Raw genomic sequence first — 22,527 nt, 5'->3', positions numbered from 1 at the left:
GCAAGCGCCTCAAACCCGCGCTTCGCCCGGTCCTGGCACATGGATGCCCTCATCCGTGTACTGGTTCAGCTTGTTGCGCAGGGTCCGGATCGAAATGCCGAGGATCTTGGCCGCGTGGGTGCGGTTTCCAAGGCAGTGGTCCAGCGTATCGAGAATGAGATCCCGCTCCACATCGGCGACCGTCCGCCCGACGAGCGAGCGGTTGACGGCCTCGGCCGCCTGCGCTGCCCGCTCCACCGGCCCGCGCGGTGCCGAAGCCAGCGGTGTCCCATCCGGCATGCGGATCGCATCAACCCCGATCTCCGGCCCGATGGCGAGCAGCACGGCGCGGTGGATGGTGTTCTCCAGTTCGCGCACATTGCCCGGCCAGGGGCTGGTGGTCAGCGCCCGGCGCGCATCCGGGCTGATGGGCCGCACCGGGGCACCATTCACCTGCGCATAATGGCGGGCGAAATAATCGGCGAGTTCCAGAATGTCGGCCGGGCGCTGGCGCAGGGGCGGCAGCTTCAGGTTCACCACATTCAGGCGGAAGAGCAGATCCTCACGGAAGGTCCCCTGCCGCACGCTTTCCGCCAGATCCCGGTTCGACGTGGCGATGATACGGATATCCACCGGCACAGGCCGTGTGCCGCCCACCCGGTCGATCACCCGCTCCTGAATGGCGCGCAGAAGCTTGGCCTGCAGGCGCACGTCCATTTCGGAAATCTCGTCCAGCAGCAGCGTGCCGCCATCGGCTTCCTCGAACTTGCCGACACGGCGGGCAACGGCACCGGTGAAGGCGCCCTTCTCATGGCCGAAGAGTTCGGATTCCAGCAGATGCTCGGGGATTGCCGCGCAATTGATGGAGATGAACGGCTTGCCCGAACGTGAAGAACTGCGGTGCACGTGGCGGGCAATGACTTCCTTGCCCGTGCCGGATTCGCCGGTAATCAGGATCGAAGCATCGGAAGGAGCCACCTGTTCAGCCAGCTTCACCACGGCAGCCATGGCTTCGTCGCGGTAGATCAGATCGCTGCGCTCTTCCGAAACGGCGGACAGAACCGCCGCGATCATATCCGGATCAGGCGGCAGCGGGATATATTCCTTGGCGCCGGCCCGAATGGCCGCCACAGCCGCGCGGGCATCCGTATCCGTGCCGCAGGCAACGATCGGCACATGAATGCGCTCGTCCGTCAGCCGTGCAATCAGCGAGCCGATATCCAGTTTCACCTCGACCATCAGCAGATCGGCGCCCCGGCCGGAACGCAGCACCTTCAGCGCCCCCTCGATGTCATCCGCATGGGTGACCTGAGCGCCGCGCTGCATCGCGATTTTCGAGGCTGTCGTAAGCTGGCCGCCAAGCGTCCCAACAATCAGCAAGCGCATCTTCGTCTCCTGCCCGCTCTCAGCGGTCGGTCTTGATAATCTCGGTCATGGTCACGCCCAGCTTGTTCTCGACCACAACAACTTCCCCGCGGGCGACCAGCCGGTCATTCACATAGATATCGATGGCCTCGCCGACCTTGCGGTCCAACTCCAGCACCGTTCCCGATGCCAGCTTCAACAAGTCCGCAACATGCATCTTGGAATGGCCCAGCACGGCCGAGATGCGCACCGGCACATCGAAAACAGCTTCCAGATCGGCGGCCGATGAAGCGTGGCCGATGTCGCCCCGGTCTTCCCGGCGCCGGCCTGGGCTTTCAAGTTCATCCAGCGGAATTCCGCCATCACCTGTGTTGCTCATGCCTCAGTCTCCCCGGTTGCGGCTGTCTCACGCGCCTGAGGCCGCGCACGGGCAGCAGCTTTGGCCTGGAAATAGCCGCGAATGATCTGGTCAATCTGTTTCTCAATGGCCTTTCGGTCCCGCAGGATGCCGCCATCGGCCCATTCAATCCGGCAATCGCCGCGCTCGACCTCGGGTTCTCCGAGGATGACGAGACGCCCCTCGAAACCCTTTTCCTCAATCAGCGGATCCATACGCTTCTTCAACGCATCGACATCCTTGACCGCCACGCGGATGACCAGATGCGGGGCTTCCCGCAAGGGGCCGAGACATTCGGACACCAGCGCCACGATCTCTCCCAGCGGGCTGCGCGCGATCAGATGCGCGCAAAGCCGCCGCGCGACGAGAAAGGCGAGTGAAATCGCGTCCCGCTCGATCTCTTCCCGGAAGCCATCGATTTCGTCGAAAACCTGCTGAGCCACACTCACAAGACGGGCCGCCTCATCCGCAAGACGGCGCTCCTCGCCGGCACGCGCCTCTTCCATGCCTTCAGCCCGGCCCTTGCTGCGTGCATCGGCAATGGCGGCCGCCAGCAGAGCTTCATGCTGGGCAACCGGCATCATCGGCACGACCGGCTCCTGCGGCAGTTCGGCGGCCGGAGCCTCCGGAGCCGCAAAGTCCGTGCTGAACAGGAATTTCGACGGTGTCGTGAAGCGTGACATGCTTCCGCTCTAGACCTCGCTTGTCATCAGTAGATGATCTCGTCGTCGCTCTTCGACTTCGCGATCATGATTTCGCCGCGCGCAGCCAGATCCTTTGCTGTCGCAACCATGGCGGATTGGGCCTCATCCACATCGCGCAGGCGCACCGGCCCAAGCGCTTCCATGTCATCCCGGAGCATTTTTGCCGCCCGCGAGGACATGTTGGAGAAGAAGAAGTCGCGCACCTGATCGGTAGACCCCTTCAGCGCGATGGTCAGACGGTCCTTCTCCACGTTGCGCAGCAGGGTCTGGCAGCTGGCCGCATCGAGCTTCATCAGATCGTCGAAGGTGAACATCAGGTTCTTGATGCGCTCCGCCGATTCCCGGTTCTCTTCTTCAAGCGCCGCCAGGAAGCGGGCTTCGGTCTGCCGGTCGAAGTTGTTGAAGATATCCGCCATCATCTCATGGCTGTCACGGCGGCTGGTGTTGGTCAGGTTCGACATGAACTCCTTGCGGAGCGTCAGCTCGACCTTTTCCAGAACCTCCTTCTGAACCGCCTCCATGCGCAGCATGCGGTTGATCACCTCAAGCGCCAGATCTTCCGGCAGGATCGACAGCACCCGCGCGGCATGATCCGAGTTGATCTTGGACAGCACCACGGCAACGGTCTGCGGGTATTCGTTCTTCAGATAGTTGGCGAGAACGTTCTCCTGCACGTTGGAGAGCTTTTCCCACATGTTGCGGCCGGCAGGACCACGGATTTCCTCCATGATCACCGACACCTTGTCCTGCGGCAGGAAGGCCGCCAGCAGACGCTCGGTCGCATCCACGTTGCCCATCAGCGAACCGCGCGAGCTCAGGCGCCGCACGAAATCGGCAAAAAGCTCCTGCAGCATGTTCGGGGTGACAGGCCCCAGCTTGGCCATGGCCGCAGAAATCTGGCGCACCTCGATCTCGTCAAGGCGGGCCCAGATCTGCCGTCCATGGACTTCGCCAAGGGCCAGCATGAGAACCGCGGCACGCTCGGCTCCCCTGAGCTCCCGCTCAATGCCGTCGTCACTGACGGTCAGCTGGTTCTGCAATTGACTTTGCGCCATGGATTACGCCGCCTCCTCCAGCCAGCCGCGCACGATCGTCACGGCTTCGGTCGGATAATCTTCGATCATTGCGCCCACCTTGGCGATGGACGAGGCCTGCATGGCACCTTCACGCTTGGCCTCCTCCAGCCATTCGATGACCACACCATCATCCTCGTCGTCCTGCTGCTGCGGCAGTTCGCTCTCCGCCACCAGCGTGCCATCCGGTGCGATGACCAGTTCCTGGGGCTGCTTTTCGTCCGGCGTCACAATGCGGCGCAGAAGCGGGCGCACCACGAAGAGGAGCAGCAGCAGCGCGATCAGCATCAGCACGCCCAGCTCGGCAAAGCGCATGATGTCATCGCGGGTGAAGTCGAACATGCTGGTTGATGCAGGCTCGAAGTCAGCTTCCGGCGCCTGGGCAAAGCGCAGATTGACGACCTCGACCACGTCACCGCGGGCAGCGTCGAAGCCCACTGCCGAGCGGACCAGCACCGCGATCCGGTCGAGCACTTCCTGCGTGCGCGGCTCATACTGGAGCACACCATCCGCATTCGGCGTGTAGACGCCGTCCACCAGAACAGCGACCGACAGCCGCTTGATGCTGCCCGCCTCGACCACTTCGGTCCGGGTCGCCTTGGAAATCTCGTAGTTGACGATTTCCTCGTTGAGGTTCGACGCTTCGACATCGCCGGTCCCCGCCCCGCCCTGATCCGCATTCGGGAGCTGGTTCCCGACAGTCACGGCATTCTGGCCAGCTCCGCGGGAGCTCGCTTCTTCCTTGGTCTGGGTCGAGCGTACGACCTGGCCCTCGGGATCAAAGCGCTCCTGCGTTTCCGTGACACGGTTGTGGTCGATCTGAGCGGCGACACGCACGCGGGCCCGGCCCGGCCCGACCACACTGTTGAGGATTTCCTCCACCTGATTGCGCAGCCGGTGCTCCACCTCGAAGGTGCGCTCCTGCAGCTGGGTGGAGAGCATCGCCTGCGCATTGTCGTCCGAACTGGAGGCCAGCAGCCGCCCGGCGTCATCGACGATGGAGACGCGCTCCGGCGTCAGTCCGTCGACAGCTGCAGCCACCAGATGCTGGATCGCCCGGATCTCGCCTGCCCCGAGCGAACCGCGGACCTTGACGGCGATTGAGGCCGAAGGCGGACGGGCATCACGCTGAAACAGCTGGCGTTCAGGGATCACGAGATGAACACGGGCGGAGACGATGCGGTCGATGGAGCGGATCGTGCGGGCCAGTTCCCCTTCCATCGCGCGCAGGTGATTGATGTTCTGGATGAAGCTGGTCGCGCCCAGCGTATCCGAACGGTCGAAGATCTCATAACCGATGGAACCGCCGGTCGGCAGGCCGTTCTCGGCAAGCCGCATGCGGACCCGGGCGATCTGCTCCTGCGGGATCATGATCGTCGACCCTTCGCGCCGCAGCTCGAAGGGAATCGCCTGCTGCTCCAGCGAGTTGATGATGGCCGACGAATCCTCCAGCGACAGGTCCGAATAGAGCTGTGCCATCTGCGGTGCCGTCACCCGCAGAATGATGAAGGCGAAAACACCAATGAGGATCGCCGCAACCGCCCCCATGGCGGCCACGCGCGCTGCACCCAGTGTTCTGATGAATTCGATCAATCCGTTCACGTTTGCCCGCTCGCGTTCGTTGGCCCTACCCGGCAGTTGAGGGAATCACGGCCCACTCTGACCCGAACCCCATTGTCCGATAGGCAAAATTTGCCCGCCAGAAGGTAAACAAGTTATTAACGAGTATTGACGTCAGCCGGAAAACCGGCGGAATTCCGCCACCAATTATTACCGCCATCGCTTGCAAATAGCGAAATTCTGCCGGTTTCCGTTAATCAGTGGGTAACTTTTGACGAGGCGGGCCATCTGGAGCGCGCCAGCTGAATCCGCTTCTAGCGGCCGGCAGCAGCATCGCGCCACCGGGAATCAGCGTCAGACCGGTTTGACCACAGATGGTTGCGGCCCCGCCTCCGCGGCCGGTCCGGGCAAGGGCAAAACAGAAAGGCCGGCCTCTTTCGAGCCCGGCCAGTTTTTGGAGGTACAGACCGTGCCTGCGGCAAGCCGCAGACCGAACCGTCAGTTTCTATATTGCTGGATACGGGTCGCTCTCAGACCCGCCAGCCCATGGCGCTCAATCGAGCTCTGCCATGACAGGAACTCTTCGACCGTCAGCGTGTAACGCTGGCAAGCCTCTTCCAGGGAAAGGAGGCCGCCGCGGACAGCTGCCACGACTTCCGCCTTACGCCGGATGACCCACCGCTTTGTACTGGGCGGCGGCAGATCGGCGATGGTGAGGGGGCTTCCATCCGGCCCAATCACATATTTCACACGCGAACGAATTTGCTCGGTCATTTTACTCTCACACAAACCATGACCAGGTCTTGAAGAGAGAATAGACAGCGGAGTTTAAAATTTACCTAAGCGAGCAGTTACATTGTATTAACTATGAAATTGCGATTTCTTGAGGCGGTGCTTAAGAAAGCACTTCAAAATAGTTCGCCTTTGTTTAGCCAAATTGAGAATTTGTTTACCATACGGTAATCTGTGGGCCATTCCCGGCCCTCCCCGTTCCCTCCGGCGGCAAACAAAAAAGCGCAGGAGAAAACTCCCGCGCTTCAGATCTGCCGGATTGTACCTGCCCTGTGGCAGGCAGGACTTATAGCAAGGCTCTGAGATGCTGACGCATCACGCCTTGAAATTGCTCCAGCGCCGCACGGGCCTGAGCAACTGCCGGTGAGTGATTCTCACCGGCAGCTGGTCTTAACTCGCCCTCGCGACCGACGTGACCGAGCTGACCGGGATCGAGACGCCGCCGATCTCAAGATAAGGCGTGCCGCTCGACAGATCGACGCGGTCGACAACACCGGATATCTGCGTCGTCGGTGTCACCTTGTTCCCGGCTGCATTCGACAGCCTGAAGGACACCGTATAGGCCCCATCCGGCATGACGGAGCCAGTGGCGGTCTTGCCGTCCCACGTGAAGGTGTTGTTGCCCCTGTTGAACTCCACCGGCCCTTCATAGACCTTGGCGCCCGCGGAATTGCGGATCTCGACAGTCCCCGATGCCGCCTCTGAAACATTGGCCTTCCAGATTGCCTCGCCATTGGTCAGGACGCTGCTGGCGCCGGATGCAGTGACCTGGGAACCAAGATAGTTCACATAGGAGGACGCCTGCCCCGCCTGCATCATGGCAATCAGGCTTTCAAGGTGCTGGTTGCTCTTGATGGCCTGTTCAACGCTGGAATATTGCACCAGCTGCTGGGTGTATTGCGAGGCATCCAGAGGCTCGAGCGGGTCCTGATTCTTGATCTGCGTGGTCAGCAGCGTCAGGAACAGGTCATAGCTGCCAAGCAGTGTCTGCTTGCTGGCTGCGCTGGAGCCCTGGGCCGCAGCGGCTGCGTTGTTCGTGGAAACCGTCGCCATTCTCTTCACTCCTGACACCGGCGGCCTGCGGCCAAGCCGGAGTTTGCACGCATACTAGATCCGGATATCGACGCCGCTGCGCCCGTTCTGGCGGTAGAGCTGCACCACGCGTTCGCTGATGCCGCGCTCTGCTGCCTGCCCGTCCTGTCCCTGCTGCTGCTCCTGACGGCCGGACTGGCCGGAGCCATTGCCCTGCCCGTCACCGGAAAAGGCAAACTGGCGGCCACTGCCCTCGTCACGCAGTGAAAACTGCAGCCCGCCCTGCTCGGCCTTCAGGCCGATCTGCTCCAGCGCCCGTTCCAGGCCCTTCTGGTCGCGCATGAACATGTCCAGCGTTTCGGACTTGTCGACGATGAGGTGAGCTTCGACTTCACCGCCGGCCTTGACCCTCATATGCACCTCGATCCGGCCGAGCTCCGGCGGATCGAGCCGCATCTGGAACCGGCTCTGCCCGGCGCGGGACTGCAGCTGGATCTGTCCGGCAATCTGGCTGGCGGCAGCCTGGGCCTGTGCCTGCGTGGGCACCTGCCCGGACACAGACGCCTGCGCCGTGCCCGCACTCGTTGCCGTTTGCCCGTCAACCCGGCCAAAACCGGTAAAATCCATCCGTCCGGCGCGGGCATCCAGTGCCACGGCCGGGTCCGATCCCTTGTCCGCCTCTGCGTCATCCGGCGCAGCAGCGTTTGCGGCAGCCTGACCGGCATTGACGGTAGCCGATGCGCCCGCCAGATCAGCCGCCTGCGTGCCCTTGGCTCCGGCGGCCTGCATCCCCGGCTTGTCAGACGCAACCTCATCCGCAACGCGATAGCGGCTGCCAGAACCATCCTTGTCCGCAGCCCGCTTCTGAACCGCCAGCTGCACAGCCTCGTCAGTCTGGGCCGTCTGCGCGGCCGTTCCCGCAACTGCCTTGGCCGTCAGGCTGCTGGCAGCCGCATTTGCGACAGCACTGGCCACCGCCTGCTGGGCCACAATTTCGGGCCGGGCAGCGGGAGCCCCGGCAACATCATCCGCACCGGCAGCAATGGCAAAACGCAGCGTCTCGACCCCGTCCGGCTGGGCATCAACCGCAGGAGCTGCCGTTGCGGCCACCGGCTGGGACGCAGCACCGTCAGCTACCACAGGCGTGCCAGCCGGAGAAACCGGCTGCGGACGCGCCTGAGCCTGGATCTCAACCTCGGGTGCAGCAGCTGCCTGAGGCTGAGACTGAGTCTGGACCTGAATCTGGGCATCAGCGGAACCGGTTGAGCCTGCCCTGGCGGCCACCGCCTCACCCTGGGCAGAGCGTGCAAGCGCTGCCAGAACATCCGGCTCCAGAGCTTCAGCCTCGCTGGCTGTGAGCCCTGCAGCGGCAAGCGCCGCCTCAAGACCGGCGCCCGCCTGCGGCCAGGCAGTTGTCAGCTGCTGAACCACCTGCGGCGCAGCGCCCGGAGCGGGGGCAGATCCGGCAGCAGCACCAGCAGGAGCCACCGGTTGCACGGCCACGGGTGCCTTGCCAGCTTCAGCGGACGGCATATCCCCGCCAGCAGGCGCAGGGGGCGCGGAAAGAGACGCATCAACCTGCGGCCGGGCCATGCCGGGCTGCACCTGCGGCTGCCCGCCCGTCTGCGGCAGATCCGGCAAGACCGGAGTGATGCTGCCGCGCAGGCCGTCCACGCCATTCAGCGCACCATCCTGAAGGCCATTCTGCACGGGAGCAGAGACAACCGGCTGCGGCGCCGGCAGAGGCGCGGGGATGACGAATGCCACCACCATTGCGGCTACTTCAGCACCGTCTTCGCCATCCGGCACCGGCGCATCCACAACCGGCAGACCATCAGATACAGCCTCACCAGCCGACTTGCCGGGAACCTGGGACGGCAGCTCACCGGGAGCTGCAACCGGCACCTCAGGCAGGGGCACAGGCAGCGCTGCATCCGCATCAATGGCCGCCGGCTCCACCACGGCGCCGGGCTGCAGCACCTGCAGACCCTGCGCATCGATGGCCTTCTGCGCCGGAAGGCTGCCGGAAGCAGAGGCATTCACCGGCACAGGCTGCGCACCCGCAAAGGGCGACCCAGCGCCTTCAACGCCAGCGCTTGCCAGAACACCGGCGAAGACACCCTCCGCCGCCTGACCGCCAGCCGAAGCCCCGGCGCCTGCCCCAGCAGGCGCGCCCATGCCACCAAGATCGATCCGAAGCTGAAATGCCTGCACGGCAACCCTCGACGCTTGCCCACAAGGGGCGGATTTATCCTTGCCAGTCAAAAGCAAGGACGGGGCCAGTTTCAGCACCCGCAAATTGTTGTTTTGAATCAAGAAAATGACCGGTGGACGCCACTTCCCTCACGCCCTCAGCCCGGCAAATCCTGCCCGGCACGGCAAGGCTTGCCCGGTCACTTGCACCTTTTGCCGGGCCGATTGGCAGCAGCGCGCCTTGCCTGTATACTGCCCCTCATCTCCCGGACGGCCTGACCGCAGTTCCGCCGGGCTGCCTGCGGCACATGCGGGACAGCCTGACCTTCGGCATTGCTGCAGTCATGCCCTTCCGGCCAACGCCCATCCCGCCCCCGGCCCTTGACCCCGGCGGAACGAGAGGACGCAAAATGCTGAATACCCTTCATCTGCCGAAGCCCCCGGCAGAGACCCGTGTCGTTGTCGCCATGTCCGGCGGCGTCGACTCTTCCGTTGTCGCGGGCCTGATGAAGCGCGAGGGCTATGATGTCATCGGCATCACCCTGCAGCTTTATGACCATGGCGCCGCCGTGCACCGGGCCGGCTCCTGCTGCGCCGGCCAGGACATTCACGATGCCCGCCGCGTTGCCGAGCGCCTCGGCATCCCCCATTACGTGCTGGACTATGAGCGCCGCTTCAAGGAGCAGGTGATCGACCGTTTCGCCGACAGCTATCTCAACGGCGAAACGCCGGTGCCTTGCGTCGCCTGCAACCAGACGGTCAAGTTCTCCGACCTGCTGGCCACCGCCCGCACGCTGGGTGCCGATGTGCTGGCGACCGGCCATTATGTGCGCACGGCGCCCGGCGCTGACGGCCACCACCAGATGTTCCGCCCGGCGGACCTTGACCGCGACCAGAGCTACTTCCTCTTTGCGACAACGCAGGAGCAGCTGGATTTCCTGCGCTTCCCGCTCGGCGGCATGCCGAAGGCCGAAGTGCGCGAGCTGGCCCGCGAATTCGGTCTGTCCGTTGCCGACAAGCAGGACAGCCAGGACATCTGCTTCGTGCCCAAGGGCAAATATTCCGATGTGATCCAGAAGCTGCGGCCCGATGCGCTGGAGCCGGGCGACATCGTGCATCTGGACGGGCGCGTGCTGGGCCGGCACGAGGGCATCATCCACTACACCATCGGCCAGCGCCGCGGCATTGGCGTTGCCACCGGTGAGCCGCTTTATGTGGTGCATCTGGATGCGGCGCAGAAGCGCGTGCTCGTCGGCCCCAAGGAAGCGCTCGCCACCCGCACGCTGGAACTGCGCGACCTCAACTGGCTGGGCGCAGCACCGGCCACGGAAGGCATGCGCGCCGAAGTCTTCGCCAAGGTCCGCTCCACCCGCCCGCCAACCCCGGCGGTGCTGACCATCACGGATGGCATCACAAAGGTGGAACTGACCGACGGGGAAACCGGCGTCGCGCCGGGGCAGGCCTGCGTCTTCTATGACAGCGACGACAGCAGCGCCCAGGTTCTGGGCGGCGGCTGGATCGCCCGCGCCAGACCCCTCGGCCTCACCAGTCCCGCCTTCACCCGCGAGGAAAACCGTACGCTGCCGGCAGCGTGAGACTGTCTTCCTCTCCGCCCGCAGCGGGCGGAGAGGAAAACCCCGGAAGCATCAGGCGGGTTCGCGCACCTGCATCTCGATGCGCAAGCCCGCCGCGGCTGCCATGTTCACCAGCGCATCAAGACCGAACAGATTGATCTTGCCGCGCATCAGGTCAGACACACGCGGCTGCGTCACGCCAAACATCTGCGCGGCCTGCGCCTGATTCAGTCCGGCACGCTCGATATGGCTCTTCAACGCCATCATCAGCATGGAGCGAAGCTTCATGTTCTCCGCTTCTTCCGGCGTGTCTTCGATGGCATCCCAGACACTGGCAAACCGCTCACTGGCAAACTGCGGCTCATTCATCGGCCCTGCTCCTTCAGCAAATCGCGGTAACGCTTCGCCGCGAGATCAAGATCGGACTTTGCCGTTTTTTCCGTCTTCTTCTGAAAGCAATGAAGCACGTAAACAGCATCAGAAAACCTAGCGGCATAGATGACGCGGAACGCATCGGACGCATCGGACGCATCGCGGATCCGGATTTCCTTCACCCCTTGCCCCACCGTGTTCATCGGCTTCCAGTCATCCGGCTCATGACCGCTTTGCACCCGGTCAAGCTGATACCCCGCTTCCCGCCGCACCTGTGGCGGAAAGGCGCGCAGGTCATCAAGAGAGCTGCCGCAGAAAGCGACTGGTTTGGATCCCGCCATAATTCGAGTATACAAAATCTTGTATAAAAGACAAGCTGCAACAAGGTCTCTGTCAGCTCATCCGCAAACCGCGCCACCCCCACTGCGCCGTCCCGGCCTCCGTGCCGGGACCTGTTGTGGGCGCAAAGCCCTCGCCCGCCGCACCATCCGCGCCGGAGGGTCATCCATACAATGAACTGAGTAAATCATGCATACGGTGCCACATCGCGCCTGCTGCATCAAAAGCCAGGCAACGCCATGGGGGCAACCGCTCCAAGGCACCAGAAATCCGCCAGTTTCCCCGCGTTTGCCGGACAGCATCACCGCCGTCATCCACAGGCGGAACAGCCGCTTGTGCCGCCTGTCAAAATCCCGTCAAACCCCGCTTGACAGGAGCCCCCGCCCCTTCCTATAAGCTCCCCACACCGGCGCCACCGCGCCGCGCTCAAGCCTCTGCCCGCCGGACAGCACCAACCGCTCCGGCCCGATGAAACGGCAGACGGACGGATGGCGGAGTAGCTCAGTTGGTTAGAGCAGCGGAATCATAATCCGCGTGTCGGGGGTTCGAGTCCCTCCTCCGCTACCAAATTTTCCAAAAAATTCAGATAGTGATTGACTGACGCAGTGTGTGCCAGATCTTGAGCTTTGCCAATTTGGCAATTTGTACCGACCCTGTACCGGCCGAACGGGCCATTGAACACGCAGCCAGTGGCGGCGGCGCGGACTTCCGGACAAAGCCGTGCTGGCTTCTGGACACAAAAACAGACAACCCATTGACTGCGGGGAAAGCTGAGCCCTTCCCTTCCCTTCCCTTCCCTTCCCTTCCCTTCCCCTCCCTTCCCCTCCCCTTCCCTTCCCTCTGGCTGACCGCCGGCGGGCTTCAGGCCTGAGGCTGGTGCTGACCCGTGCTTCTTTCTGCCCGGCAGGTCCGGGCTTTCAGCGAGCTGGGTGCTAGCAGATGCGCGGCAGCTGTTCGCCGACCAGCATGTCGACGATGCGCATTCCGCCGAAGGGCGTGGTCATGCGCACCTGGCCCGGATGGGCGGCGCTCGCCCGGCCGATGGCGGCCGCACCGCGCCCCTCGGGCCGCGCGCGCATGGCCGCCAGGGCGGCGGCGGCCTCCTCCTGCGGAACAAACAGGACAAGCGTCCCCTCATTGGCGAGATAGAGCGGGTCAAGCCCGAGGATTTCGCACATGCCGCGCACTTCCTCGCGCAGCGGCAGGGCGGTTTCCTCGATGACGATGCCGACGCCGGCCGCTGCCGCCATCTCGTTGAGAGCGGAGGCAAGGCCGCCACGGGTGCAGTCGCGGGCCGCGCGCGTTCCCGGCGCGGCAGCGATCACCGCCTCCATGAGATGGCCAAGGCCGGCACAGTCGGAGCGGATGTCGGAGGACAGGGCAAGATCGCCGCGCGCCGCCAGGATCGCGGCGCCATGATCGCCGAGGACGCCGTTGACGATGGCGACATCGCCGGGCTGCAGAAGGCTTGCGGCCAGTTCCCGCCCCGGCGGGATGATCCCGACCCCGGCCGTGGTGACGAAGACCCCGTCGGCCGCGCCGCGCCCCACGACCTTGGTGTCGCCGGTGACGATGCGCACGCCGGCCTTGTCCGCCTCCGCGGCCATCGCGGCAACGATGCGGCGCAGCAAGGCCACTTCCGTTCCCTCCTCGATGACGAAGGCGGCCGAAAGCCAGAGCGGCCGCGCACCGCCGACCGCAAGATCGTTGACCGTGCCGCAGACTGCCAGATGGCCGATGTTGCCGCCGGGAAACTCCAGCGGCGTGACGACGAAACTGTCCGTCGTGAAGGCGAGACGGGCACCCGGCTCGGCAAGGGCCGCATGAGCAAGGCGGGCCTGGTCCTCCATCCCCGGTGGATCGAACACGCCGGTGAACACGTCCTCGATCAGATCGCGCATGGCCCGGCCACCGCCGCCATGGGCCAGGGTCACATGCGTATCGCGAAGCGCCATTCCTGCTCCCGCCTTTCTGTCACTGTCTTGTCTGCACGCCGTCAGCCTCAGGAGGCCAGCGCCCGCGCCCCGCCATATTGCCAATAGGCGGCGCAGGCGCCTTCCGAACTGACCATCAGGGCGCCGAGCGGCGTCTCCGGCGTGCATTGGGTGCCGTAATGAGGGCAGGCCGTCGGCTTGATACGGCCGGTCATGACCGCCCCGCAGGCACAGCCTTCCGGCTCGGCGGTGCGGCGGCTCACTGCGCCATATCCGACGCCGAACTTCGCCTCCGCGTCATAGGCCGCATAGGCCGGGCGGATGCGCAGGCCCGAGGCCTCGATCTCGCCAAGACCGCGCCACTCGAAACTCGGGCGCCGCTCGTAAACATCGGCGATGGCGGCGAGGCTGGCGGGATTGCCCTCGCGCGGGACGACGCGGGCATACTGGTTCTCCACCTCGGCCCGCCCCTCGGCGATCTGCCTCAGCACCATCAGCACGGACTGCAGCAGGTCGAGCGGCTCGAAGCCGGCGACGACGATCGGCTTGCCGAACTCCTGCGCGATGAACGCATAGGGCTCCAGCCCGATCACCATGCTGACGTGGCCGGGGCCGACAAAGCCGTCGAGCCGCATGTCCGGGTCCTGCAGCAGGACGCGAATGGGTTCCGGCACGGTGATGTGATTGCAGAAGACCGAGAAGTTCTCCAGCCGCTCCCGCGCCGCCTGCTGCAGCGCCAGCGCCGTCGAGGGGGTGGTCGTCTCGAAGCCGAGGCCGAAGAAGACGATCTCCCGGTCCGGGTTGCGGCGGGCAAGCTCCAGGGCATCGAGCGGCGAATAGACCATGCGGATATCGGTGCCGCGCGCCTTGGCCTGCAACAGGCTGCCACGGGAGCCCGGCACCCGCATCGCATCGCCGAAGGTGGTGAAGATCACATTCGGACGCTCGGCAATCTCGATACATTCATCGACACGGGTCATCGGCAGCACGCAGACCGGACAGCCGGGCCCATGGATGAATTCGATCCCCTCATGCACCAGCTTGTCGAGGCCATAGCGAAAGATCGCATGGGTGTGACCGCCGCAGATCTCCATGATGTGCAACGGCTTTTCCCGCGTGGCGCCGATCCGGCCGGCAAGCCGGGCGATTTCGGCGAGCACGGCTCGCGCCGCCAGGGGATCGCGAAACTCCGAGGCAAACTTCATGTCCGTTCCTCCAGGGCACGCTGGCCCTCCGCCATCGCATCAAGGGCTTCCTGCACCTCGCCAAGATCGCGCAGCGCCGCCAGCGTCCGGGCCGCCTCGTCCTCGTCGATCAGGGCCATGGCGAAGCCGACATGGATGAGCACCCACTTGCCCACCAGGCTGTCGAGCGAGGTGCCCATGACGCAGGTGACATTGACCTCGCGCCGGACACCGGACACTTCGGCAAGCGCCATCAGCCTCTCGGGATCAGTAATCGCAACGATTTGTCCGGGAATGCCGAGACACATGGTCTAGTCCTCCTCTTCTTCGCCGCGCCCGCTCGGGTCGGCGATGCCGTAGCGGTCGAGCTTGGCCCTGAGGCCAACCCGGCTGAGGCCGAGTTCCGCCGCCGCCCGGCTCTTGTTCCAGCGATGGCGGGTGAGGGTTTCGCGCAGGATGCGCGTCTCCACCTCCTCCACCCGCTCCTTCAGCGTCGTGTCGCCGGTCAGGAGCATGTCGAGCGCCGCGTCGCGCTCGGCCTGAAGCCCGCCGGGCATCGCCTGCAGGATGTGCCGGGAGATCAGGTCCGCCCCCAGCACGTCGTCCTGGGCAAACACCAGCATGCGGGTGACCTCGCCGGTCAATTCACGCAGATTGCCGGGCCAGTCATAGGTTTCCAGAAACTCCAGCGCCGCATCGGTGAAGCCGCGGACCGGCTTGCCATGGGCGATGGAGAGATCGGCGGCGATCTGCTGCGCCAGGATGGCGATGTCGCAGCGGCGCTGGCGCAGCGGCGGAACGATGATGCGTCCGACGGCGAGCGCATGATAGAGGCCCGGCAGGAACTGGCCTTCCGCCACCCGTGCCGCCAGTTCGTTGGTCGCCCCTGAGATAAGGCGGACATTGGTGTCGATGAGTTCCTGCCCGCCGAGCGGCGTGAACGTGCCTTCGGAGACGACCCGCATCAGCGCCAGCTGGATCTCGGGCGAGGCTGTCTCCAGCCCGCTCAGATAGAGCGTGCCGCGATCGGCCCGCTGCATCAGCCCGACGCGATAGGTGCCCCCCGGCAACACGCCGCGCTTGGCCCCGAACAGATGCAGCGCCGCCAGTTCCGACGGCACGCCGGTCAGGTCGAACGTGTAGAACGGCTTGTCCGACCGCAGCGAGCCCAGATGCATCGCCCGCGCGATCCGGCTCTTGCCGGTGCCGGCTTCGCCGGTCAGCAGCACCGGCAGGTCGAAGCTGGCATAGCGCCGCGCGTGATCGATCACCTGGTTCATCGGCGAGGCCGGAGCGCAGCTTATGGTCTCGAACCCCGCCCCCTCGCGCAGCGCCTTGCGCCGCCGTTCCAGCCGCTCCTTCGCGGTATTGGTGAGGTAGCGCATTTCCAGCACCAACCGCTCGTTCTCGCGGGCAAGCTGGAACAGGCGCACCGCATTGCGCGCGGCGATCATCAGATGGTCGGGATGCCAGGGCTTGGTCAGGAACTGGTGGATGCCAGCGTCGTTGATCGCCGCCATCATGGCACCAGGATCGGTATAGCCGGTGATGATGACGCGCACCGTCTCCGGCCAGCGCTCCCGCACATCCGCCAGGAACTCCACGCCGGAGCGGCCGGGCATGCGCTGGTCGCAGAAGATCGCGTGCACCCACTCCTTCTCCAGCGTCTGCAGCGCCTCCTCGGCGCCCGGCGCCGTCAGGATGTCGAACTCGTCCTCAAGCGCCATACGCATCGCGGTCAGCGAATGCGGCTCGTCGTCGACGAGAAGCAGGGTTGGACGGGATGAGGGAGCTTTCATCTCGCGCGGCCTTTCACGAGGCCCTGGCCAGGCGCTTCTCGGCGCGGCGCGCGGCGAGCCAGGCAAGCCAGGCCTCCATTCCCTCGCCGGTGCGGGCCGAGACGAACAGCACCTCGATCAGCGGGTTCACCCGTTTCAGGTTCGCCTCATAGGCCTCAAGCGAGACGTCGCAATGCGGCGCAAGATCCGTCTTGTTGACCAGCGCAAGGCGCGCGGCAGTGAACATGTCGGGATATTTCAGCGGCTTGTCCTCGCCCTCGGTCACCGAGAGGATCGCCACCTTGGCATCCTCGCCGAGATCGAAAGCCGCCGGGCAGACAAGGTTCCCGACATTCTCGATGAACAGCAGGCTGTCGGGCGCGAGCGGCAGGTCGTCCATCGCATGACCCACCATATGGGCATCGAGATGACAGCCCTTGCCGGTGTTGATCTGGATCGCCCGCGCGCCGGTCTCCCGGATGCGGTCGGCGTCGTTCGAGGTCTGCTGGTCGCCCTCGATCACGGCGAGCGGCGTTGTTCCGAGTTCGCGGATGGTGCGGCACAGCAGCGCCGTCTTGCCGGAACCGGGCGACGACACGAGATTGACCGCGTAAACGCCGAGCGCTTTCAGCACCCGCCGGTTGCCGGCGGCATGGCTGTCGTTCTTCGACAGGATCGCGGTTTCCACCGCGATCAGCCGCTCCTGCGACAGGCCGGGCACGGAAACGCCTGCCGGCCCCGTGCCGTAGTGATGGTGGTCATGATCGTGATGGTCATGATGGTGATGGTCATGGTGGCCGTGGTCATGAGAATGGTGATGATGATCGTGATGGTGGTGACCATGACCATGACCATGATCGTGATCGTGATCGTGATCGTGATCGTGAGGATGATGCTCGCCGATCGGCACGCCGTCCTTCGTCACGCTGTCGCCGCAGCCGCAAACCGTGCACATTAGTTCACCTCCAGGTCTTTGATCCGCATTTCATCCCCGCCCACGGGCAACAGCCGCCCGCCGCCACAGCGCGGACAGGGCGCCAGCCGGTCGTCGAGATCGACCTCGGCGGCGCAATCGAAGCAGGTCGCCCGGCCGGGCAGGTCGATGATCTCCAGCCGGGCGCCGTCGGCAACCCCGCCCCGCATCACCACGTCGAAGGCAAAGTCGAGCGCGGCCCGCTCGACGCCGGCGAAGCGCCCGATTTCCAGCCGCACCACGGCGACCCGGGAAAAGCCATGCGCCTCGGCCTGCCCTTCGATCACCTGGCGGATGCCTTCGCAAAGCGACATCTCATGCATGAGCCACCTCCTCCACCTGGAACCGCTCGCACGGATTGAGCAGCCTGACCACCACCGGCGCAAGACAATGGCGCGACGGCGCGAGGCGCGCCAGGGCGCGTTCGATCGCCCCGCCGGGCGCGGTCAGATCGTCCGTCGGCGTCAGCCGGTCGAGCCGGATCAGCAGACCGCCGCTCGCGGTCGCGGTCAAGGCATAGGTGCCACGCGCGGCCGGGACCAATGCGCAGGACGGGGCGGCCAGTCCGGCGGCGAGGTGTCCGGGCACAGTCAGCGCCAGCAGGTCGGCCACAAGGCCGAGAGCCTGCCAGAGAGGCCCGTAACCGTAGCACCGGGCGGCTTCGGCCAGCACCGGATGCGTTGCCACCCGCGCCGCCGGCACATTCAGCGCCTCGCCGGGGCGCGGCGCCGCGCTGCGGCCGAGCGGCGGCAGGCCCGGATCCGCCTCCCCCGGTGGAAAGGCTTTGGCGATGCGCCGCATGAGTGGCGACACGCCCTCGCCCAAGGCCAGCCATCCCGGCAGGTCGCCTGCGGCAAAGCGCTCCGCCGCCCCGCCAAGCAGGGCGGTTTCGAGATCGGCGCGCGGCGGCGCCTGCGGCGCAAGCCCCAGCAGCGGCGGCAGATGGACGAAGAGCTGGGCGAGGTGATCGGTCCGGATCTCGGCCGCAAGACCGGCTTGATCTGGCGCACCGAGCCCGAGAGCGAGGTCCAGCGCGCCCAGATGGGCACAGCGGCACAGGCCGAACAGGCGGCCAAGGAGCTGGCGCGCCTCGGCCACCGGGCGGCCGAGCAGCAGGGCTTCCACCGGCATGGCGGGCGCGCGGGCAAGGCGGGCTTCGAGCCCGTCCCCCCGCCGCCTCAGCAAGATGGTCAAGCCCTGCCCGCTCATCATCAGTCGCGCTCCCCCGTTTCGGGCGCCGCGGCAACGGGCGCGGGCTCGCTGGCAAGGCCGGCAGTGATCAGCCGGCGCCGGCTTGGCGCCGTCTCCGTCACGCCCTGTTCACCGGCGGGATCCTCCTCACTGCCCGCCTCGGGCATCCCGGGCGGCGGCGCCAGTTCGGCCTCACGCGCCGCCCGGATATCGGCCGCGCGGTTGGTCTCGTCCCGGTTCGCCGGATCGAACAGCGCCATCATCACCGCCCGCGCAACGTCCTGCGCCTGCATCTGGCTGTTGAAGTCGCCCATGGGCGAGAACAGCGAACAGGCCTTGTAGCCGCCGGTGAGATCGCGCCGGTTATGCAGGAATTCGTAGTCGCCCGACGGGAAGCCGACGACCTCCTTCGTGCCCTGCACCAGTTCGCTCCAGTCGTCGCCGGGCCCCGGCAGCAGCACGAGGTTCATGAACCAGGGCGTGATCAGCACGCCGAGCGGGCGCCCTTCATGCAGGCGGAAGCCGATCGCCTCGACATGCAGCGCCTGATTGATCAGCGGCACGTCGCGCATCTTCGACAGCCAGACGTCCTTGAAGTCGGCGACCAGCATCGACGTGCGTCCGGCAATGTCCTGTTCGGCCATCAGGGCCGGCGAGCCCGGATCCTCCCGTACCATGAACTGGTGCTTGGGGGCATCGCAGCCGGGACATTTCCAGTCCTCCGGCAGCGCCTGGAACGGGGTGCCCGGCAGCACCTGCCGCGTGTCGTCCCCTTCCGCCGGATCGTAGGGCGTCCAGCAGATCTTGCATTCCATGATCGCCAGCGGACTGATCCGGTCGTTGGCGCCGAGATAGGATCCCTCGAACCGGGTCATCGGATCGCCTCCAGAACCTCACGGATGCGCTCGCCGCTGTCGGCAAGATCCTCCGGGGCGGCCAGCGCTACTTCGGGAATGGCCGTCACCTCGAATGTGTCGAGGATCAGCGTGTCCATCGAATTGAAGAACTGCACCCGCCAGACCTGCGGCAGGGCGCAGGCGCTGATCCGGCAGTTGCCGTAGCCGCGCGACAGGATGGTCACGGCCCCCTTGCCGAGCGCCGCACCCAGCCACAGGAGATCCTCCTCCGTATGCGGCAGCAGCGAGAGATTGACTACGTGCGGCATCCCGCCGGACCGCCAGTTCGCGGACTGGTCCGCCAGTTCCGCCAGCAGGGCGGGCGCGTTGACGACGCCGGCCGGGCGCGGCGCGGAGAGCATCGGCGCCGGGGCTCCGCTGCCATGGGCGCGCCGGACCGCCTCGGCCGGGACAGGGCCGACCTCGATGCGGTCGATGCCCGCCCCCGCCAGCATCCAGACCCCGGCGAACACGCTTTCCTGAACCATCAGGGCCGGCACGCCCCTCAGCTTCATGGACACTTCGCCCTGTCCGAGCGTTTCGGCCATCAGGGCCCGGCTCGCCGGGTCCATGGCCGACAGGTCGAACTCGGCGCGCTCACCGCCGGCGGTGGCGGCGATCTCGCAGGCCCCGGCGATATCGGCCAGCGTCTTCAGGGCCGGCGTGACCTGCGAGGGATCTCCTACCTCGGGCAGATGCGGCACATAGGTGCGCATGCCCGACGGCAGCGCCATGTAGGACAGTTCCTCGTCGTCGAGAGGCTGCGAACCCGGCCCGAACCCGGCCGGTGGAAACAGGAATCCGTTGCTCATTGCATCCGCTCCGGAGTTCTGAGGCCAAGCAGGCGCGGCAGGTGCACCATGTAGTCGTCCCAATCGCGGATCTTCTGGATCGATCCGAGATAGGTCCCTTCTGCAAAGAACAGGAAGCCCGGCGTCTTCAGGGCCTTGAAAATCTCGCGCACCTCCGCCTCCACCGCGTCATCGACAAGCGCGCAGTCGAACACGCCCTGAAACGCCATGCGCAGTTCCGGCAGGATTACCGCAGCATCGGCGGTCTCCAGATTGCGGACCGGATTACCCGGAACGAGAAGGCAGTGGGTTCCGGGCCGGGCCGTGAAGGCTGAGACCTCGTCAAGGCTTGCCAGCAGCGGCCAGCCCAGATCGTCGACGAGACGGCGCAGAAGCGGATGAGAGAGAGAGGCGCCGGAGGCTAGAGCGGCACCGGATGGATCGTGCATGAGGATCATCCCTGGCTGTGACCGGCCGCGAGAGCGGCCTGAAGATGGGGTGGCAGTTCAGGTTCCCGCGCATCCAGGTCGGCAAAGGCCGCGCCCGGATCCTGTCCGGCCATGACCCGCCGCAGCCCCTCCAGCGCGGCGGCGATCACCGCCGCCTCTTCCGGCTCCAGGATCTCGCGTGCCGTGCCGAGAAAGCAGAGAAGCCAGTCCCCCGCCTTTGCGTCAGGGGTCAGCGAGAGATCGATCAGGGTCTCCCGGCCGTCGATCATTGCCACACCGGCAATCCCGCTGCGCGAGACGAGCCGCGCCGGCTCGCCGATGCACATCACAGGCTCCCGGGGAAGAAGCGGGCGTCGCCGGTGCGGCAGGCCTCCTCCGCCGAGGGGCGCCCCTGCTCATAGGCGGTGCGGCGGATCGACGGATCAGCAAGGTCTGCAGCGCTGCGGCCGGCAGCGATCTCCACGCCCCAGGCAGCCAGTTCGGCACGGGCAAGGTCCAGCGCGCCGGGAATGGCCGCGGCGACCTGCGGCCGCAGACCGCCGCCGTAATCCTCCAGCTCCACCGGCTGGCAGCCGATCAAGGTAAGCTTGTGCGGACAGCGCCCGAGCAGTTGCGCGGTGGCAATCACGTCCTGGAAACCGGTCTGGTGAAGGCTCATCTTCCTGGCGCCCATGAAGGCGGGCACCTCGCCGTCGCGCACCAGCTTCAGCGTGCCGGGCTCCAGGCCGTAGTCGATGGCATCGAAGACGAGAAGGGCCTCCGCCTCCTCCAGAAAGGGCAGGAGATAGAGCCCCTGCGTGCCGCCATCCAGCAGGCGGACGTGCTCCGGCAGCGCGACGGCAGAGGCCAGCGCCTCGACGCAGCGCACTCCGAAGCCCTCATCGGCCCACAGGACGTTGCCAATGCCCAGAACAAGAATGGATGATGGATTGGTTGCTGGCATGTTCCCCTCCCCGGAACGGTGCTGGCATGCGGGCTTTCCGCCCTTTGAGGGAAGACTAGGCCAACCGTCGGTTCCGCGGCAGGTTTTTCCGCAAACCGGTGAAAATTATTATTTATCAGTTATTACAATGAGATAGGCGACTTTCCCGCCCCACGTGGCCGCAATAAGCCGAAAATTACTCTTCCAAAACTCATGCTCAATGGAAAGAAACCTTCCAGCATATCGGTATGATTCGGGTGACGGCATGCGGCCGCCACCCGAACGGGACGTTCAGTCCGTGCGGTCGTCCTTGAAGGTCCTGTGACCGGAGATCATCGTCGAGACGATCGACTGCCGGCTCATGATGTCCTCGCGGATCGCGACATAGATATGCACGATCATGAAGATCACGATCCACCACATGCCGAGGTGATGCAGGGTGTGGAGCCGCTGGGTGTTGCCGGCAAGGCCGATGACCCAGCCGAACAGATCGTCATACAAAGATCCCTGGCCCGCCCCTTCCGCGTAGAGCGCCATGCCGGTCACGATCATGAAGCTGGTGCCGAGCGTGATGAAGAAGAACATGGCGAGCTGGGCCAGCGGGTTGTGGCCGATATATTTCTTCGGCTCGCTCTCCAGGAACAGGTACCAGCGGATCTCGAACCAGATCTCGCGCCACCAGTGCCCGTTCAGCACCGGCAGATAGAAGAGCTGCCGGGCGTGGTGATTGCCGAAGATCGCCCAGTAGATGCGGCCGAGAAAGCCGACGGTCAGGATCATCCCCGCGGCGAAATGCGCGAAGCGGATATAGCCGAAGAGGAACTGGTCATAGGCCTCGTGCTGGCCGGCCGAGGGCGGCGGGCTGCCGATGAAGTACCCGGTCACGCACAGGACCAGGATCGCCGACGCATTCACCCAGTGCCAGATCCGCACCGGCGCCTCGTAGACATAGACCGATGATTGCCGCTGGGCCGTGGCGAGTTCCGCCTCCAGCTCGAGGGCATGGCTGTCCTTGTTCATGTCCGCCTC

Annotated in this window: 24 protein-coding genes and 1 tRNA gene; 2 read left to right on the top strand and 23 right to left on the bottom strand. The window is 65.3% G+C overall.

The genetic code is table 11. From position 1 onward, the window contains the following. Nucleotides 1-9: 9 nt before the first annotated feature. From flbD to AC0CMF_RS10875, 8 genes are all read right to left on the bottom strand, one after another. On the bottom strand, nt 10-1,365 hold the full coding sequence (gene flbD / locus AC0CMF_RS10910) for a sigma-54-dependent transcriptional regulator FlbD (protein WP_374629617.1): 1,356 nt from the start codon (nt 1,363-1,365) through the stop codon (nt 10-12). Between the two features lie 19 nt (nt 1,366-1,384). Further along, on the bottom strand, nt 1,385-1,723 hold the full coding sequence (gene fliN / locus AC0CMF_RS10905; protein WP_050474949.1) for a flagellar motor switch protein FliN: 339 nt from the start codon (nt 1,721-1,723) through the stop codon (nt 1,385-1,387). Next, complete coding sequence (locus tag AC0CMF_RS10900) at nt 1,720-2,424, bottom strand: FliH/SctL family protein (RefSeq protein WP_050474948.1); 705 nt, start codon at nt 2,422-2,424, stop codon at nt 1,720-1,722. The genes fliN and AC0CMF_RS10900 overlap by 4 nt, the downstream gene beginning before the upstream one ends. 26 nt (nt 2,425-2,450) lie before the next feature. Then, on the bottom strand, nt 2,451-3,500 hold the full coding sequence (gene fliG, locus AC0CMF_RS10895; protein WP_050474947.1) for a flagellar motor switch protein FliG: 1,050 nt from the start codon (nt 3,498-3,500) through the stop codon (nt 2,451-2,453). 3 nt (nt 3,501-3,503) lie between these two features. Beyond that, entirely contained in the window at nt 3,504-5,120 is a 1,617-nt protein-coding gene (fliF, locus tag AC0CMF_RS10890) for a flagellar basal-body MS-ring/collar protein FliF (RefSeq protein ID WP_082675979.1), read from the bottom strand. A 456-nt stretch (nt 5,121-5,576) separates the two neighbouring features. Continuing rightward, the gene (gene sciP, locus AC0CMF_RS10885; RefSeq protein ID WP_019963894.1) at nt 5,577-5,852 is read right to left on the bottom strand and encodes a CtrA inhibitor SciP; all 276 of its coding nucleotides are present in this window, start codon (nt 5,850-5,852) and stop codon (nt 5,577-5,579) included. A 408-nt stretch (nt 5,853-6,260) separates the two neighbouring features. Next, nucleotides 6,261-6,923, bottom strand: coding sequence for a flagellar hook assembly protein FlgD (locus AC0CMF_RS10880; protein WP_050474946.1), 663 nt, complete (start codon nt 6,921-6,923; stop codon nt 6,261-6,263). A 54-nt stretch (nt 6,924-6,977) separates the two neighbouring features. Beyond that, on the bottom strand, nt 6,978-9,116 hold the full coding sequence (locus AC0CMF_RS10875) for a flagellar hook-length control protein FliK (protein ID WP_472481645.1): 2,139 nt from the start codon (nt 9,114-9,116) through the stop codon (nt 6,978-6,980). A 389-nt stretch (nt 9,117-9,505) separates the two neighbouring features. On the opposite strand from AC0CMF_RS10875, the gene mnmA reads away from it, so the two are divergent. Further along, nucleotides 9,506-10,690 carry a tRNA 2-thiouridine(34) synthase MnmA gene (mnmA, locus tag AC0CMF_RS10870; protein ID WP_374629615.1) on the top strand — a complete coding sequence of 395 codons (1,185 nt, stop codon included), beginning with the start codon at nt 9,506-9,508 and terminating at the stop codon, nt 10,688-10,690. A gap of 51 nt (nt 10,691-10,741) precedes the next feature. Here the strand turns inward: mnmA and AC0CMF_RS10865 are convergent, their stop codons facing one another. Continuing rightward, entirely contained in the window at nt 10,742-11,038 is a 297-nt protein-coding gene (locus tag AC0CMF_RS10865) for a helix-turn-helix domain-containing protein (RefSeq protein WP_123194823.1), read from the bottom strand. Further along, nucleotides 11,035-11,382, bottom strand: coding sequence for a type II toxin-antitoxin system RelE/ParE family toxin (locus AC0CMF_RS10860; protein ID WP_374629613.1), 348 nt, complete (start codon nt 11,380-11,382; stop codon nt 11,035-11,037). Before AC0CMF_RS10860 ends, AC0CMF_RS10865 begins: the two co-directional genes overlap by 4 nt. Nucleotides 11,383-11,870: 488 nt before the next feature. On the opposite strand from AC0CMF_RS10860, the gene AC0CMF_RS10855 reads away from it, so the two are divergent. Then, a tRNA-Met gene (locus tag AC0CMF_RS10855) sits at nt 11,871-11,947 on the top strand. A gap of 365 nt (nt 11,948-12,312) precedes the next feature. On the opposite strand, the gene hypE is transcribed toward AC0CMF_RS10855, so the two are convergent. The 13 genes from hypE to cybH form a co-directional block, all read right to left on the bottom strand. Continuing rightward, nucleotides 12,313-13,335 carry a hydrogenase expression/formation protein HypE gene (hypE, locus tag AC0CMF_RS10850; RefSeq protein ID WP_058899198.1) on the bottom strand — a complete coding sequence of 341 codons (1,023 nt, stop codon included), beginning with the start codon at nt 13,333-13,335 and terminating at the stop codon, nt 12,313-12,315. A gap of 47 nt (nt 13,336-13,382) precedes the next feature. Further along, complete coding sequence (hypD, locus tag AC0CMF_RS10845; protein ID WP_374629611.1) at nt 13,383-14,519, bottom strand: hydrogenase formation protein HypD; 1,137 nt, start codon at nt 14,517-14,519, stop codon at nt 13,383-13,385. Further along, nucleotides 14,516-14,806 (bottom strand): HypC/HybG/HupF family hydrogenase formation chaperone, encoded by a 291-nt coding sequence (locus AC0CMF_RS10840; RefSeq protein ID WP_050474654.1) that lies wholly within the window; start codon nt 14,804-14,806, stop codon nt 14,516-14,518. Before AC0CMF_RS10840 ends, hypD begins: the two co-directional genes overlap by 4 nt. A 3-nt stretch (nt 14,807-14,809) precedes the next feature. Then, a complete protein-coding gene (locus AC0CMF_RS10835) occupies nt 14,810-16,297 on the bottom strand; it encodes a sigma-54-dependent transcriptional regulator (RefSeq protein WP_123194827.1) in 1,488 nt (495 codons plus the stop codon). 13 nt (nt 16,298-16,310) lie between these two features. Then, nucleotides 16,311-17,231, bottom strand: coding sequence for a hydrogenase nickel incorporation protein HypB (hypB, locus tag AC0CMF_RS10830; protein WP_374629610.1), 921 nt, complete (start codon nt 17,229-17,231; stop codon nt 16,311-16,313). Continuing rightward, nucleotides 17,231-17,572: a hydrogenase maturation nickel metallochaperone HypA gene (gene hypA, locus AC0CMF_RS10825; RefSeq protein WP_050474652.1), complete on the bottom strand. Its 342-nt coding sequence runs from the start codon at nt 17,570-17,572 to the stop codon at nt 17,231-17,233. The genes hypB and hypA overlap by 1 nt, the downstream gene beginning before the upstream one ends. Further along, nucleotides 17,565-18,443: a hypothetical protein gene (locus AC0CMF_RS10820; RefSeq protein ID WP_472481640.1), complete on the bottom strand. Its 879-nt coding sequence runs from the start codon at nt 18,441-18,443 to the stop codon at nt 17,565-17,567. Before AC0CMF_RS10820 ends, hypA begins: the two co-directional genes overlap by 8 nt. Before the next feature lie 17 nt (nt 18,444-18,460). After that, complete coding sequence (gene hybE / locus AC0CMF_RS10815; protein WP_186391199.1) at nt 18,461-19,315, bottom strand: [NiFe]-hydrogenase assembly chaperone HybE; 855 nt, start codon at nt 19,313-19,315, stop codon at nt 18,461-18,463. After that, nucleotides 19,312-20,148: a hydrogenase expression/formation protein gene (locus AC0CMF_RS10810; RefSeq protein ID WP_374629607.1), complete on the bottom strand. Its 837-nt coding sequence runs from the start codon at nt 20,146-20,148 to the stop codon at nt 19,312-19,314. Before AC0CMF_RS10810 ends, hybE begins: the two co-directional genes overlap by 4 nt. After that, on the bottom strand, nt 20,145-20,576 hold the full coding sequence (locus AC0CMF_RS10805; RefSeq protein ID WP_186415648.1) for a thioredoxin domain-containing protein: 432 nt from the start codon (nt 20,574-20,576) through the stop codon (nt 20,145-20,147). The genes AC0CMF_RS10810 and AC0CMF_RS10805 overlap by 4 nt, the downstream gene beginning before the upstream one ends. 5 nt (nt 20,577-20,581) lie before the next feature. Then, nucleotides 20,582-20,902 (bottom strand): HypC/HybG/HupF family hydrogenase formation chaperone, encoded by a 321-nt coding sequence (locus AC0CMF_RS10800; RefSeq protein WP_050474648.1) that lies wholly within the window; start codon nt 20,900-20,902, stop codon nt 20,582-20,584. Then, nucleotides 20,902-21,519 (bottom strand): HyaD/HybD family hydrogenase maturation endopeptidase, encoded by a 618-nt coding sequence (locus AC0CMF_RS10795; RefSeq protein WP_050474647.1) that lies wholly within the window; start codon nt 21,517-21,519, stop codon nt 20,902-20,904. The genes AC0CMF_RS10800 and AC0CMF_RS10795 overlap by 1 nt, the downstream gene beginning before the upstream one ends. A 270-nt stretch (nt 21,520-21,789) precedes the next feature. Next, a complete protein-coding gene (gene cybH, locus AC0CMF_RS10790) occupies nt 21,790-22,518 on the bottom strand; it encodes a Ni/Fe-hydrogenase, b-type cytochrome subunit (protein WP_050474646.1) in 729 nt (242 codons plus the stop codon). Nucleotides 22,519-22,527: the final 9 nt, after the last annotated feature.

This window comes from Pannonibacter sp. CBAS1226, from assembly GCF_055685825.1.
This window is presented reverse-complemented; position numbering and strand designations above follow the sequence as displayed.

Bases quoted from the DNA above. Each gene is read 5' to 3' on its own strand.
- flbD (WP_374629617.1), bottom strand. From the start codon at position 1,365: ATGCGCTTGCTGATTGTTGGGACGCTTGGCGGCCAGCTTACGACAGCC.
- fliN (WP_050474949.1), bottom strand. From the start codon at position 1,723: ATGAGCAACACAGGTGATGGCGGAATTCCGCTGGATGAACTTGAAAGC.
- AC0CMF_RS10900 (WP_050474948.1), bottom strand. From the start codon at position 2,424: ATGTCACGCTTCACGACACCGTCGAAATTCCTGTTCAGCACGGACTTT.
- fliG (WP_050474947.1), bottom strand. From the start codon at position 3,500: ATGGCGCAAAGTCAATTGCAGAACCAGCTGACCGTCAGTGACGACGGC.
- sciP (WP_019963894.1), bottom strand. From the start codon at position 5,852: ATGACCGAGCAAATTCGTTCGCGTGTGAAATATGTGATTGGGCCGGAT.
- AC0CMF_RS10880 (WP_050474946.1), bottom strand. From the start codon at position 6,923: ATGGCGACGGTTTCCACGAACAACGCAGCCGCTGCGGCCCAGGGCTCC.
- mnmA (WP_374629615.1), top strand. From the start codon at position 9,506: ATGCTGAATACCCTTCATCTGCCGAAGCCCCCGGCAGAGACCCGTGTC.
- AC0CMF_RS10865 (WP_123194823.1), bottom strand. From the start codon at position 11,038: ATGAATGAGCCGCAGTTTGCCAGTGAGCGGTTTGCCAGTGTCTGGGAT.
- AC0CMF_RS10860 (WP_374629613.1), bottom strand. From the start codon at position 11,382: ATGGCGGGATCCAAACCAGTCGCTTTCTGCGGCAGCTCTCTTGATGAC.
- hypE (WP_058899198.1), bottom strand. From the start codon at position 13,335: ATGGCGCTTCGCGATACGCATGTGACCCTGGCCCATGGCGGCGGTGGC.
- hypD (WP_374629611.1), bottom strand. From the start codon at position 14,519: ATGAAGTTTGCCTCGGAGTTTCGCGATCCCCTGGCGGCGCGAGCCGTG.
- AC0CMF_RS10840 (WP_050474654.1), bottom strand. From the start codon at position 14,806: ATGTGTCTCGGCATTCCCGGACAAATCGTTGCGATTACTGATCCCGAG.
- AC0CMF_RS10835 (WP_123194827.1), bottom strand. From the start codon at position 16,297: ATGAAAGCTCCCTCATCCCGTCCAACCCTGCTTCTCGTCGACGACGAG.
- hypB (WP_374629610.1), bottom strand. From the start codon at position 17,231: ATGTGCACGGTTTGCGGCTGCGGCGACAGCGTGACGAAGGACGGCGTG.
- hypA (WP_050474652.1), bottom strand. From the start codon at position 17,572: ATGCATGAGATGTCGCTTTGCGAAGGCATCCGCCAGGTGATCGAAGGG.
- hybE (WP_186391199.1), bottom strand. From the start codon at position 19,315: ATGACCCGGTTCGAGGGATCCTATCTCGGCGCCAACGACCGGATCAGT.
- AC0CMF_RS10810 (WP_374629607.1), bottom strand. From the start codon at position 20,148: ATGAGCAACGGATTCCTGTTTCCACCGGCCGGGTTCGGGCCGGGTTCG.
- AC0CMF_RS10805 (WP_186415648.1), bottom strand. From the start codon at position 20,576: ATGCACGATCCATCCGGTGCCGCTCTAGCCTCCGGCGCCTCTCTCTCT.
- AC0CMF_RS10800 (WP_050474648.1), bottom strand. From the start codon at position 20,902: ATGTGCATCGGCGAGCCGGCGCGGCTCGTCTCGCGCAGCGGGATTGCC.
- AC0CMF_RS10795 (WP_050474647.1), bottom strand. From the start codon at position 21,519: ATGCCAGCAACCAATCCATCATCCATTCTTGTTCTGGGCATTGGCAAC.
- cybH (WP_050474646.1), bottom strand. From the start codon at position 22,518: ATGAACAAGGACAGCCATGCCCTCGAGCTGGAGGCGGAACTCGCCACG.